We start from the raw sequence: 12,049 nt of genomic DNA, 5'->3' as shown, positions 1-12,049 counted from the left end.
TTTCCGACTCTATCAGATCCTTTCGGTTCCGATTCCCGGTCGGCGGGTTTGTCTTTCGGCCTTGCGGCCTTTCGACATTCACTACGTTAGCCGATTCCCCCACCCGATTCATAATCGGGTTCTGCGGATTCGAATTCAGGCATGCGGGCACGCCCGAATCGACCCCGCTGAGGGGTTGCTCGCTAGGTAGTGGGTTGGCCGCTCCGGCTGCTGACGATCGCAGTACCCGGTTCAGCGGCTCGGGCTACATTACGCACCTTCCGAGTGCGCGTCAACTTCGGCGGCGCCTCGGGACATGGGCCCGATAGGGGCTCACCGTCGGGTCGTTGGCGATCCAGAAGCGCCAGGGGTGGACGTCCCCGTCGCCGCCGTCGCCGGCCACTCCGGTGCGTGGGCCGTTGCGTACCTGGTCAGAGGACGCGGGGGTGCCGTTCAATATGCGCAGGGGCGTGTCGCCGGAGGCGCAGGCGTCGGTGCCGTCCAGGGTGCGGTCCACGTCCAGGGCCGTGGCCAGGCGGGCCGGACCTTTGGCCAGTTCCTTGTCATTGCGGGCCGAGAGTCGACGGGTGCGGGCCAGCTCGGCGCCCTCGATGATCTCGCCGGCGCGGAGCAGAACGGCGCTCGCTGTGCCGTCCGGGCCGCAGACCAGGTTCATGCAGTGCCACATGCCGTAGGTGAAGTAGACGTACACGTGTCCGGGCGGGCCGAACATCACGTCGTTGCGTGGTGTGCGGCCGCGGTAGGCGTGGGAGCCGGGGTCGTTCGGGCCGTCGTAGGCCTCGACCTCTGTCAGGCGCAGCGCGATCGGACCGTCCGGGGTCGTGCGTACGAGGATGCGGCCGAGGAGGTCGGGGGCCACTTCGAGTACGGGCCGGGCGAAGAACTCTCGGGGCAGGGGCGTACGGTCGGGGGTCGCGATCATGCCGTCCGAGGGTAGTGCAGACGGGTGGGTGTGGTGGGGTGGCCAGGGGGCGTTCGTCTTGCCAGGGTGGGGCCCGGAACCGGCCGCGGCCGGATCGCGTTTGTAGTGATCAGAGACGTAGTGAGCGTAGTGATCGAGGGAGAGACATGGCGTTCAAGAAGCTGCTCGCGAGTCTGGGGGCCGGTGGGGCTTCGGTCGAGACGGTGCTGACCGAGGTCAACGTCGTTCCGGGCGGCGTGGTCCAGGGTGAGGTGCGCATCCAGGGCGGGTCCGTGAACCAGCGGATCGAGGCGCTGTCGGTCGGGCTGCAGGCCAAGGTCGAGGTCGAGGGCCAGGACACGGAGTACAAGCAGGACATCGAGTTCACGAAGGTGCGTCTCGGCGGTGCCTTCGAGCTGCAGGCAGAGGCCGTGCACGCGGTGCCGTTCGGGCTGGACATCCCGTGGGAGACGCCGATCACGATGATCGACGGTCAGGCGCTGCGCGGGATGCACATCGGTGTAACCACCGAGTTGGAGATCGCGCGTGCGGTGGACTCCGGTGACCTGGACCCGATCAACGTGCATCCGCTGCCGGCGCAGAAGGCGATCCTGGACGCGTTCATCCAGCTGGGCTTCCGCTTCAAGAACGCGGACATGGAGCGTGGTCACATCCGGGGTACGCGGCAGAAGCTGCCGTTCTACCAGGAGATCGAGTTCCTGCCGCCGCAGCAGTACCGGGGGCTGAACCAGGTGGAGTTGAGCTTCGTGGCCGACCAGCAGGCGATGGATGTCGTGCTGGAGATGGACAAGAAGCCGGGTCTGTTCAGCGAGGGCAGCGACACGTTCCGCTCGTTCCAGGTGGGGCTGCACGACTACCAGGGCACCGACTGGGTGGCGTATCTCAACCAGTGGCTGTCCGAAGTCGGCAGCAAGCGCAACTGGTTCTAGGCTCGGAACCCACTGAACCATCCGATCAGGAGGTATCGAGGTGACCGAGCTCAAGAGGCGGCCGCTCCCCCACGACTTCCATCCGCCGGTGCCGTCGTTCACGGTCACGAGTGAGGACGTGCGGGAGGGTGCGACCCTCAAGGACGCTCAGGTCCACGCGGCCGGCAACACCTCTCCGCAGCTGCGGTGGGAGGGTTTTCCTGCCGAGACCAAGAGTTTCGCGGTGACCTGCTACGACCCGGACGCCCCGACGGGGAGCGGGTTCTGGCACTGGGTGCTGTTCGACATCCCGGTCTCGGTGACGGAGCTGCCGGCGGGTGCGGGCAGCGGGAAGTTCGAGGGACTGCCGGAGGGCGCGTCGCACGCGCGCAACGACTACGGCACGAAGGACTTCGGCGGTGCAGCGCCGCCGCCGGGTGACGGGCCGCACCGGTATGTGTTCACGGTCTACGCCGTGGACCAGGAGAAGCTCGGTCCGGACTCGGACGCCAGTCCGGCCGTCGTGGGCTTCAATCTGCGGTTCCACACGCTGGCGCGCGCCCAGCTCATCGGTGAGTACGAGGTGCCCGCCGAAGCCTGACGTTCACCGAACGTTTGCCCGCCTCTGGTCTTGGAGTGATCGGAGGCGGGCATTTTTGTGGCCGGGGGCTGCGAGGTCGGACCTCGTGGGAGCAGCGGATATTGCGTTGTCCATCTCGGCGTGCACGGCCAGAGTTGATCCCAGCCCGCCAAGGGGTGGGCCGGTGCACACGGGAGGTGGGCTGGTATGCGGGACACGCTGGTACTGAACGCGAGCTTCGAGCCGCTGTCGACGGTGACGTTGAACCGAGCCGTCGTTCTGGTGCTCCAGGACAAGGCCGTCGTCGAGCAGGCCCACCCCGAACTGCGTATGCGCGGAGCCGCGGTCGACATACCGGCGCCCCGGGTCATCAGGTTGTGCAGGTATGTGCGGGTGCCGTTCCGAAGACAAGCGCCGTGGTCGAGGCGGGGTGTGCTGGTGCGGGACCGGCACAGGTGCGCGTACTGCGGTCGTCGGGCGACGACCGTGGACCACGTGGTGCCGCGGTCCCAAGGGGGTCAGGACACCTGGCTGAACACGGTGGCCTCGTGCGCGGAGGACAACCACCGGAAGGCTAATCGGACGCCGGACGAAGCGGGTATGCCGTTGCTGCGGGAGCCGTTTGAGCCGACGCCGGCGGATGCGATGCTGTTGGCTTTGGCGCAGGACGACTATGAGGCGTTGCCTGAGTGGTTGGCGTCGGCTGCGGCTTAGACCGTAGGGCTGGCTGTTGTCCTTTGGCTGCCGGTTCGTTGTGGCTGATCGCGCAGTTCCCCGCGCCCCTAAAAGCAAGGGCGCGGGGGCTGACCCACGTACGGACGCACCCCTAGTCGATCGACGGCCTCTCGCGGCGTTCCGTGCCTGAGCCGGTGCCGTTGCCCGAGTCCGAACCGCCGGGCTTGGGGGCGAAGTTGCCCATGGCGCCCGACAGGCCCTTGAGGGCGTCGCCGATTTCGCTGGGGACGATCCAGAGCTTGTTGGCGTCGCCCTCGGCGATCTTCGGCAGCATCTGGAGGTACTGGTAGCTGAGCAGCTTCTGGTCCGGGTCGCCGGCGTGGATGGCCTCGAAGACCGTACGGACGGCCTGGGCCTCGCCCTCGGCGCGCAGTGCGGCGGCCTTGGCCTCACCTTCGGCGCGCAGGATCTGGGACTGCTTCTCGCCCTCGGCGCGCAGGATCTCGGACTGCCGGACACCTTCGGCCTGGAGGATCGCGGCGCGCTTGTCGCGGTCGGCGCGCATCTGCTTCTCCATGGAGTCCTGGATGGAGGTGGGCGGCTCGATCGCCTTGAGTTCGACGCGGTTGACGCGGATGCCCCACTTGCCGGTGGCCTCGTCGAGGACGCCGCGCAGGGCCGCGTTGATCTCCTCGCGGGAGGTGAGGGTGCGCTCCAGGTCCATGCCGCCGATGATGTTGCGCAGGGTGGTGACCGTCAGCTGCTCAATGGCCTGGATGTAGCTGGCGACTTCGTAGGTGGCGGCCCGGGCGTCGGTGACCTGGTAGTAGATGACCGTGTCGATGTTGACGACCAGGTTGTCCTGGGTGATCACCGGCTGCGGCGGGAACGGGACGACCTGTTCGCGCAGGTCGATGCGGTTGCGGATGGTGTCGATGAACGGGACGACGATGTTGAGGCCCGCGTTCAGCGTGCGCGTGTAGCGGCCGAAGCGCTCCACGATGGCGGCGCTGGCCTGCGGGATGACTTGGATCGTCTTGATCAGGGCGATGAAGACCAACACCACCAGAATGATCAGGACGATGATGACCGGTTCCATCGTCGCTCCCCGTACCCTTCTCCGCCTCGGCGCTCTTGGAAGATCTTATGCTTGTCCAAGATCTTGCTGGTCGAGTCTGACAGACCGTCGCGCACCTCGTGGGGTGTTCGGTCACCTTGCGTCGTGCGAGGTCATATGACGATTGCCGTGGCTCCCTCGATGTCCACGACGTCCACTTCCTGGCCTGCCTCATAGGTACGACCAGAGTCGAGGGCGCGGGCCGACCAGACCTCTCCGGCGAGCTTGATGCGCCCGCCCGAGCCGTCGACGCGTTCCAGTACGACGGCCTGTCTGCCCTTCAACGCGTCGACGCCGGTGGCGAGTTGGGGTTGTTGGGCGCGGTGCCGTTTGGCAATGGGGCGTACCACCGCGATGAGGGCGGTGGAGACGACGGCGAAGACCACGACCTGGAAGACGGCGTCTCCGCCGAAGAGGCCGGCGGTCGCCGAGGCCGCGACGGCGCCCACCGCGAGCATGCCGAGTTCGGGCATTGCGGTGATCACGAGTCCGACGCCGAGCCCGGCCGCCGCGATCAACCACCATACCCACGCGTCGATTTCCACACGGTCATGGTAGGACCGCGGAACGTGCGCGCACAGGGCGCGATCTGGTTTGGGACGGGCTTCTTACCCGTGTCTTCGCGGGGACTTCGCGGGTTCAGGACAGCGGAAGGCCCTGGGCGGTCCAGCGGTCGCCGACCTGTTCGACGACAAGCGGCAGGCCGAAGCACAGGGAGAGGTTGCGGGAGGTGAGTTCGAGCTCCAGCGGGCCGGCGGCGAGGACCTTGCCCTGGCGGATCATGAGGACGTGGGTGAAGCCGGGGGCGATCTCCTCGACGTGGTGGGTGACCATGAGCATCGAGGGGGCGATCGGGTCGCGGGCGAGGCGGCCGAGGCGGCGTACGAGGTCCTCGCGGCCACCGAGGTCGAGGCCGGCGGCGGGTTCGTCGAGCAGGAGCAGCTCGGGGTCGGTCATCAGGGCGCGGGCGATCAGGGTGCGCTTGCGCTCGCCCTCGGAGAGGGTGCCGAACTTGCGGTCCAGGAAGTCCGACATACCGAGGCGGTCCAGGAACGCACGGGCGCGCTGCTCGTCGATCTCGTCGTAGTCCTCGTGCCAGCCCGCGGTCATGCCGTACGCGGCGGTCAGCACGGTCTGCAGGACGGTCTGGCGCTTGGGGAGCTTGTCGGCCATGGCGATCCCGGCCATGCCGATGCGGGGGCGCAGCTCGAAGACGTCGACCTTGCCGAGGGTCTCGCCGAGGATGGTGGCGGTGCCCTTGCTGGGGAAGAGGTAGCTGGACGCGACATTGAGGAGGGTGGTCTTGCCGGCGCCGTTGGGGCCGAGGATCACCCAGCGCTCGCCCTCCTTGACCGACCAGGAGACCTGGTCCACCAGAGCCCGGCCCTCGCGGACCACGGATACGTCCTGAAGCTCCAGAACATCGCTCATGAGCGCGTTGTCTCCCCTTGCAGTGTGGCCGGTCTCGGCTGTCGCGTACGCCTGTGGCTCGGGGCCGCACCGGTGGGCGCAGCCCTCAACGAAATCTACGCCACCGGTCAGTCGGTCCATTCCCTCGGCCCGGTACTTAGGGTGGGAGCATGCTCTCGGAACCGCGCTCTGGACGCCTTGCCGCTTGGGGAAATGCCCTTCTTGCCGGACTTGTTTCGCCGGATGACGCCGTGCTCGCCATCGTGGGCGATGACGCCGTGCACCGGGTGGAGGGGCTGCCGGGTGAGTCGGCGCCCGTCGGGCTCACGCTCGCGCTGGGGCGGCTGCGGGCGCTCGGGGTGAGCGGGCTGCGGGTCGCGCTGCCGGCGCCGGGGCATCCGCTGGGGCTGAGCGGGCCGCCGGAGTTCAATGCGCGGGCGCTGGAGGCCGAGGAGGCGGTGATTTGCCACGGGGGTGCGCTGGGGCTGGTTCCCGAGGTGTACGAGGCCGGGCCCGAGGGTGATGTGCATGTCGAGGTGGTGTGGCACTGCCTGCCGGTGCGGGAGACGCCGCCTGCGGATGTGCCGTCGCTCGGGGAGGCGGAGCGGGAGCTGGCGGAGGCGCTCAGGGACGCGACCGAGGTGCTGACGCGGCTGGATGTGGCCGGGTCGGGGCCGGTGGCGGAGGCGGCGATCGATGCGTATCGGGCGCGGGCCGAGCGGGGGCAGGAGGTGCTGGCGCCGGGGTATCCGGGGCGGGCGGTGCGGGTGCTGGAGCTGGCGCAGCGGGTCGGGGTGCTGATCTCGGTGGCGTACGAGAACGGGCACGGGGGTGCGGTGAGCGCCTCGGAGATGGCGGCCCGGGCGGAGGTGCTGCGGCCGGTGGAGCGGACGGCTCGGCGGGCGCAGGTCGCGGCGTACAACTCCGTGGTGGAGGAGCGGGAGCGGGGGATGCGGTGATCGTCGGCTGCCTTGGTGGCCGGCTCACGTGAAATCGGCGAAGGGCTCCGCGAGTCGTCCATGACTCGCGGAGCCCTTTGGTGCCCGGTCGGCGTCAGGCGGTGGGGGCGTGGGTCGGGAGCTTGCCCACGTGGTCCTGGCCGACGGCCGACACGGCGGAAACTCAGCGGTTGATGCCGAGGTTGCCGAAGGCCGGGTTCAGCACACCGACGACGTTCACGCTGTTGCCGACGGCGTTCACCGGAACGTGCACCGGGGCCTGGACGAGGTTGCCCGAGATGACACCCGGCGAGCCCACAGCCTTGCCGGTGGCGTGCGATCCGTCGGTGGCGGAGGCCATACCGGCACCGGCGGCCACCAGACCACCGGCCACCATCGTCACGGCCGCTGCCTTCTTCAGGTTCTTCACTTCGTAAGCCCTTCTGATGCGATTGCCACGGCCAGTCGCCGCAGCACGCACTGAAGAACGCCGGAGCCGCGCGGAGGATGCGCCATCCGGGGGACATTCCCACGACGGTATGAATCTCAGTCCGGAAGGGAACCCTCCGTATTGCCGTACGGAGTGCTTTTCTGCCTTTTCTGCCTGTTTTCAGCCAGTCACGCCATGCCGTACGGCCCACAGGGCGGCCTGCGTGCGGTCCGCCAGGTCGAGCTTCATCAGGATGTTCGAGACGTGGGTCTTGACGGTCTTCTCGGAGAGGACCAGCGCGCGGGCGATCTCGCGGTTGGAGCGGCCGTCCGCTATCAGGCCGAGCACCTCGCGCTCCCGCTCGGTGAGCGAACCCGGCCTGCCCTGACCGGAGTTGGTCTCCTCCTGGGACAACAGGGCGCCCGCCACCTCGGGTTGGAGCAGGATGTGCCCGGCGTGCACCGAGCGGATGGCGCCGGCGAGCGCGTCGGGGTCGACGTCCTTGTAGACGTACCCGGCGGCGCCGGCGCGCAGGGCCGGGACGACCGTGCGCTGCTCGGTGAAGCTGGTCACGATGAGCACGCGCGCGGGGTTGCCCAGTTCGCGGAGTCTGCGCAGCGCCTCGACGCCGTCCATGCCGGGCATCTTGACGTCCATGAGGACGATGTCGGGCTTCAGTTCCTCGGCGTGGGCGACGCCTTCGGCGCCGTCGGCGGCCTCGCCCACGACCTCGATGTCGTCCTGCACTTCGAGGAAGGTGCGCAAGCCCCGGCGGACCACCTGGTGGTCGTCGACGAGCAGCACCCTGATTGCGTCAGCCACCGGGGACCTCCATCTCGATCGTGGTGCCCTTGCCGGGCGCCGACTCCACGGTGAGCGTGCCGCCCACGCCGCCCGCCCGGTCCCGCATGGAGACCAGGCCGAGGTGACGTCCGGCACGACGTATCGCGTGCGGGTCGAAGCCGCCGCCGTCGTCCGTGACGCGCAGGACGGCGCCGCTGCCGCGCCTGGCCAGGGTCACGTCGACCCGGTCGGCGCCGGAGTGCCGCAGGGCGTTGTGCAGGGCCTCCTGGGCGACGCGCAGCAGGGCCTCCTCCTGGGCGGCGGGCAGGGCGCGCACGCCGTGGGCGGTGAAGGTCACGTGCGCGGTGTGGGCGCGGTCCAGGACCTGCGCCTGGGTGCGCAGGGTGGCGACGAGGCCGTCCTCGTCGAGGGCCGCGGGGCGCAATTCGACGACGGCGGCGCGCAGTTCGTCGGCGGCTTCGGCGGCGAGCGCGGCCACCTGCTGCAGTTCGCCCTTGGCGCGGGCCGGGTCGCGGTCGATGAGGGCGGTGGCGGCCTGGGCGGTCAGGCGCAGGGAGAAGAGCTTCTGGCTGACCGCGTCGTGCAGCTCGTGGGCCAGGCGGGAGCGCTCCTCGGCGATGGTGAGCTCGCGGCTGCGTTCGTAGAGCCGGGCGTTGGTGAGGGCGATCGCGGCGTGCTGGGCGAGGATGGACAGCAGTTCCTCGTCGTCGGCGGTGAAGCCGCAGGTGCCCTCGGGCTTCGGACAGTTCTTGTTGGCCAGGAAGAGCGCGCCGATCACCTCGTCGCCGTCGCGGATGGGCAGGCCCAGGAAGTCGGCCAGGTCGGGGTGGGCGGAGGGCCAGCCCTCGAAGCGGGGGTCCGTACGGACGTCGGCCAGGCGCTGCGGTTTCGCGTCCTTGAGCATCGCGGCGAGGATGCCGTGCTGGCGGGGCAGCGGGCCGATGGCCTTCCACTGTGCGTCGCTGACCCCGTCGACCACGAACTGCGCGAAGCCGCCGTGGTCGTCCGGCACGCCCAGCGCGGCGTACTGCGCGTCGAGCAGCTCGCGGGCCGAGGCGACGATCGTCTTGAGGACGTCACGCACCTCCAGATGCCTGCTCATGGCGAGCAGCGCGGAACTCACCGCGGCGAGGCCGGACCGGGGACCTTGACTCATGGCTTCCACGCTACCGGCGGGGTGTGACAGCGCGGATCGGACCGGTGACGGCAGCCGCCTAGGCCGCTGGGCCTAGTCCGGAGGTCGTGGACCTGCGGCTTAGGTCGAAGGGCCCCGCCGCTTTGCGGCCCGCGTCCGAGGCGGGGCGGGGTCCGCGGTTCCTACGTTGAGGGCAGCCGATCAAGCGGCGTCGAGGACGAGGGGAACGTGTCATGCCGGTAGCGATCATCACGGGGGCGTCGAAGGGGCTGGGGCGGGCGCTGGCCGAGGCCCTGGCCGCGCGCGAGTGGGACCTGGTGCTGGACGCCAGGGGCGAGCGGGCGCTGAAGGAGACGGCGGCGGCGCTCGCGGCGCACGGGACGCGGGTGGAGGCCCTCTCCGGGGATGTCACGGACGCCGGGCACCGGGCCGAGCTGGTGGCGGCGGCCTGGAAGCTGGGCGGTGTCGATCTGCTGGTGACCAACGCCAGCGCGCTGGGCGCCGAACCGCTGGTCCGGCTGGACCAGCTGCCCCTGGACGGGCTGCGGCGGGCGCTGGAGGTGAACGTGGTGGCCGCGCTGGGCCTGGTCCAGGAGGCGCTGCCGCTGCTGCGGGCGTCCCAGCGGGCCGCGGTGATCGCGGTCAGCTCGGACGCGGCGGCCGAGGCGTATGAGACGTGGGGCGGCTACGGGGCGTCGAAGGCAGCCCTGGACCAGCTCGCGGCGGTGCTCGCCGCCGAGGAGCCCGGGCTGCGGGTCTGGGCGGTCGACCCCGGGGACATGGCGACGGAGCTGTATGCGGCGGCCGTACCGGAGGACGACGATCCGCGGCCGGAGCCGGCGAGTGTGGTGCCGGCGTTCCTGCGGCTGCTGGACGAGCGTCCGGCGAGCGGCCGCTACGGGGCGCCGGCCCTGCTGGAGGGGGAGTGATGACGTCGGCTCTCGGCGTCACGCCCGTGGAGCACGTCCGGGAGTGGGGGAAGGTCCCTCAGGAGCTGTCCGCGCGCGTGCCGGCCGAGCAGCGCGGGCCGGGGCTGGACCGGGATGCCGTACGGCTGCTGGTGTCGCGTGGGACTGAGGTCTCGCACCACGCCTTCGCGGAGCTGCCGCGGCTGCTGCGGGCGGGTGATCTGCTGATCGTGAACACCTCTCCGACGCTGGCGGCGGCGGTGGACGGGTGGATCGGGCACGCGCGCGTGGTGGTGCATTTCTCGACGCGCGGCGATGACGGGCGGTGGGCCGTCGAGCTGCGGGATCCGGATGAGAAGGGCACCACACGCGCGCGTGCGGGCGGTCCGGCGGGTACGGAGGTGCGGTTGCCCGGGGATGTGCGGCTGGTGCTGGAGGAGCCGCTGAGTGCGCGGGGCGAGCGGTTGTGGTGGGCGCGGGCGACCGGGGCGGAGGTGCGCGAGCTGCTGGGTGCGTACGGGCGGCCCATTCGCTACTCCTACACGGAGCGGGATCAGCCGCTGTCCGTGTACCAGACGGTGTTCGCGCTGCCGCCGGCCGACGGGGCGGGCAGTGCGGAGATGCCGAGTGCGGCACGGCCCTTCACGCATCGGATGGTGGCGGAGCTGGTCAGCCGGGGTGTGCAGTTCGCGCCGATCACGCTGCACACCGGGGTGGCCTCGGCGGAGGCGCACGAGCCGCCGTACCCGGAGCGGTTCGCGGTGCCGGAGGCGTCGGCGCGGGTCATCAACGCGGTGCGGGCCGGGGACGGCCGGGTGATCGCGGTGGGTACGACGGCCGTACGCGCCGTGGAGTCCGCTGCGGGGTCCGACGGGGTGGTCCGGGCGGTCGAGGGGTGGACGGACCTCGTGGTGACGCCAGAGCGCGGGGTGCGGGTGGTGGACGGGCTGCTGACCGGGCTGCACGAGCCGGAGGCCTCGCATCTGCTGATGCTGGAGGCGGTGGCCGGCGCGGCGGCGATCAACCGGGGGTACGAGGAGGCGCTGCGCCACCGCTACCTGTGGCACGAGTTCGGGGACGTGCATCTCCTCCTTCCGGAGGAGGCCGGTCACACTGAGCATTGCTCCAGCAACTGCTGGTGAGACCGCTACGTCGCCGATGTGAGGCCGCACATAGGGCGCAGATCACGTACGAAGGACTATAGGAGACAAAGAGACATGGAGCGAGCGGGAAAGACGTTCTGGTCTGTCCCGATTTGCCCTTCCCTGATCCACTACCCGGGATCGTAGGTCACACCTTTGCCACTGGTTTTTGCGGCCGCTAAGAATGGCTGCCGTCGCTCAGCGCCGCGGGTTGTCTGCCCGCGGCGTTCGTGCGGGAAGCACCTGTCCCCCGCCGGACGTGAGCGACCTCCGCGCTATTCGAAGAGGTCCATCAGCCATGCCCAAGAACAAGATCGCCCTCGCCGGTGCCGCCGCGCTCGGCGCCGCCGCCCTCGCGTTCTCCACGGTGCCCTCGGGCGGAGAGACCACCACCGCCGAGGCCGCAGCCCCCGCGAACGTCGCCTACAGCTCCGAGCCGGTCAAGGACGTCAAGGCCAGCGTCACCGACCAGCTCGCCGGTGCCAGCCTGAAGGTCGAGGCCATCGCGGCGAAGAAGGAGGCCGCCGCCGAGGCCGCCGCCAAGAAGAAGGCCGCTGCCGCGGCCGCTGCCGCGAAGAAGGCCGCCGCGCAGGCCGCCGCCGCGAAGGAGGCGGAGCTGCGCCGCGAGGCGAAGGCCGCCGCGAACCGGTCCGTCGAGCGCATCGCGTTCCAGCCGGTCGCCGTGAAGAAGTCCTACGGCAACAACCTCGACGGCTGGATCCGTGAGGCGCTGTCGATCATGAAGGCCAAGGGCATCCCGGGCTCCTACCACGGCCTGCACAAGAACATCATGCGCGAGTCCTCGGGCAACCCGAACGCGATCAACAACTGGGACATCAACGCCCGGAACGGCATCCCGTCCAAGGGCCTGCTGCAGGTGATCCCGCCGACCTTCAAGGCGTACCACGTGCCCGGCACCTCCTGGAACATCTACGACCCGGTCGCCAACATCACCGCCGCCGCCAATTACGCGGCCGACCGGTACGGCTCGATCGACAACGTCAACAGCGCGTACTGAGGTCGGCGCGGACCTCTTGCCGCACGACGCGGTCGACGAACGCCGAAGGGCGGCACCCTCCT

At 69.9% G+C, this 12,049-nt stretch carries 14 protein-coding genes; 7 read left to right on the top strand and 7 right to left on the bottom strand.

Annotation, left to right across the window (positions count from 1 at the left end):
* Window positions 1-271: 271 nt before the first annotated feature.
* The gene (locus tag SSP24_RS10185) at window positions 272-922 is read right to left on the bottom strand and encodes a DNA-3-methyladenine glycosylase (RefSeq protein WP_141309167.1); all 651 of its coding nucleotides are present in this window, start codon (window positions 920-922) and stop codon (window positions 272-274) included.
* A 146-nt stretch (window positions 923-1,068) separates the two neighbouring features.
* Here SSP24_RS10185 and SSP24_RS10180 point away from each other — a divergent pair, with 146 nt between their 5' ends.
* From SSP24_RS10180 to SSP24_RS10170, 3 genes are all read left to right on the top strand, one after another.
* Window positions 1,069-1,851, top strand: coding sequence for a sporulation protein (locus SSP24_RS10180; protein WP_141309165.1), 783 nt, complete (start codon window positions 1,069-1,071; stop codon window positions 1,849-1,851).
* A gap of 40 nt (window positions 1,852-1,891) precedes the next feature.
* The gene (locus tag SSP24_RS10175) at window positions 1,892-2,431 is read left to right on the top strand and encodes a YbhB/YbcL family Raf kinase inhibitor-like protein (RefSeq protein ID WP_141309163.1); all 540 of its coding nucleotides are present in this window, start codon (window positions 1,892-1,894) and stop codon (window positions 2,429-2,431) included.
* Between the two features lie 186 nt (window positions 2,432-2,617).
* Window positions 2,618-3,124, top strand: a complete 507-nt coding sequence (locus tag SSP24_RS10170; RefSeq protein WP_141309161.1) for an HNH endonuclease — start codon at window positions 2,618-2,620, stop codon at window positions 3,122-3,124.
* 112 nt (window positions 3,125-3,236) lie between these two features.
* Here the strand turns inward: SSP24_RS10170 and SSP24_RS10165 are convergent, their stop codons facing one another.
* The 3 genes from SSP24_RS10165 to SSP24_RS10155 all read right to left on the bottom strand — a co-directional run bounded on the left by SSP24_RS10165 (window position 3,237) and on the right by SSP24_RS10155 (window position 5,633).
* The gene (locus tag SSP24_RS10165) at window positions 3,237-4,184 is read right to left on the bottom strand and encodes an SPFH domain-containing protein (protein ID WP_141309159.1); all 948 of its coding nucleotides are present in this window, start codon (window positions 4,182-4,184) and stop codon (window positions 3,237-3,239) included.
* A gap of 131 nt (window positions 4,185-4,315) precedes the next feature.
* Window positions 4,316-4,747 carry an NfeD family protein gene (locus SSP24_RS10160; RefSeq protein ID WP_141309157.1) on the bottom strand — a complete coding sequence of 144 codons (432 nt, stop codon included), beginning with the start codon at window positions 4,745-4,747 and terminating at the stop codon, window positions 4,316-4,318.
* Between the two features lie 94 nt (window positions 4,748-4,841).
* Window positions 4,842-5,633 (bottom strand): ABC transporter ATP-binding protein, encoded by a 792-nt coding sequence (locus SSP24_RS10155; protein ID WP_141309155.1) that lies wholly within the window; start codon window positions 5,631-5,633, stop codon window positions 4,842-4,844.
* Window positions 5,634-5,782: 149 nt separating this feature from the next.
* Between SSP24_RS10155 and SSP24_RS10150 the strand changes: the two genes are divergently transcribed.
* Window positions 5,783-6,571, top strand: coding sequence for an Rv1486c family protein (locus SSP24_RS10150; protein ID WP_141309153.1), 789 nt, complete (start codon window positions 5,783-5,785; stop codon window positions 6,569-6,571).
* 163 nt (window positions 6,572-6,734) lie between these two features.
* On the opposite strand, the gene chpE is transcribed toward SSP24_RS10150, so the two are convergent.
* From chpE to SSP24_RS10135, 3 genes are all read right to left on the bottom strand, one after another.
* Window positions 6,735-6,980, bottom strand: a complete 246-nt coding sequence (gene chpE / locus SSP24_RS10145; RefSeq protein WP_141309151.1) for a chaplin ChpE — start codon at window positions 6,978-6,980, stop codon at window positions 6,735-6,737.
* Between the two features lie 180 nt (window positions 6,981-7,160).
* The gene (locus tag SSP24_RS10140; protein WP_141309149.1) at window positions 7,161-7,802 is read right to left on the bottom strand and encodes a response regulator; all 642 of its coding nucleotides are present in this window, start codon (window positions 7,800-7,802) and stop codon (window positions 7,161-7,163) included.
* Complete coding sequence (locus SSP24_RS10135; protein ID WP_141309147.1) at window positions 7,795-8,940, bottom strand: GAF domain-containing sensor histidine kinase; 1,146 nt, start codon at window positions 8,938-8,940, stop codon at window positions 7,795-7,797. Before SSP24_RS10135 ends, SSP24_RS10140 begins: the two co-directional genes overlap by 8 nt.
* A gap of 212 nt (window positions 8,941-9,152) precedes the next feature.
* Here SSP24_RS10135 and SSP24_RS10130 point away from each other — a divergent pair, with 212 nt between their 5' ends.
* The 3 genes from SSP24_RS10130 to SSP24_RS10120 all read left to right on the top strand — a co-directional run bounded on the left by SSP24_RS10130 (window position 9,153) and on the right by SSP24_RS10120 (window position 11,987).
* A complete protein-coding gene (locus SSP24_RS10130; protein ID WP_141309145.1) occupies window positions 9,153-9,848 on the top strand; it encodes an SDR family NAD(P)-dependent oxidoreductase in 696 nt (231 codons plus the stop codon).
* Window positions 9,848-10,969 (top strand): S-adenosylmethionine:tRNA ribosyltransferase-isomerase, encoded by a 1,122-nt coding sequence (locus tag SSP24_RS10125; protein ID WP_141309143.1) that lies wholly within the window; start codon window positions 9,848-9,850, stop codon window positions 10,967-10,969. Before SSP24_RS10130 ends, SSP24_RS10125 begins: the two co-directional genes overlap by 1 nt.
* Before the next feature lie 298 nt (window positions 10,970-11,267).
* Window positions 11,268-11,987, top strand: coding sequence for a transglycosylase SLT domain-containing protein (locus SSP24_RS10120; RefSeq protein WP_141309141.1), 720 nt, complete (start codon window positions 11,268-11,270; stop codon window positions 11,985-11,987).
* Window positions 11,988-12,049: the final 62 nt, after the last annotated feature.

This window comes from Streptomyces spinoverrucosus (assembly GCF_006539505.1).
Taxonomy (GTDB): domain Bacteria; phylum Actinomycetota; class Actinomycetes; order Streptomycetales; family Streptomycetaceae; genus Streptomyces; species Streptomyces spinoverrucosus.
This window is presented reverse-complemented; position numbering and strand designations above follow the sequence as displayed.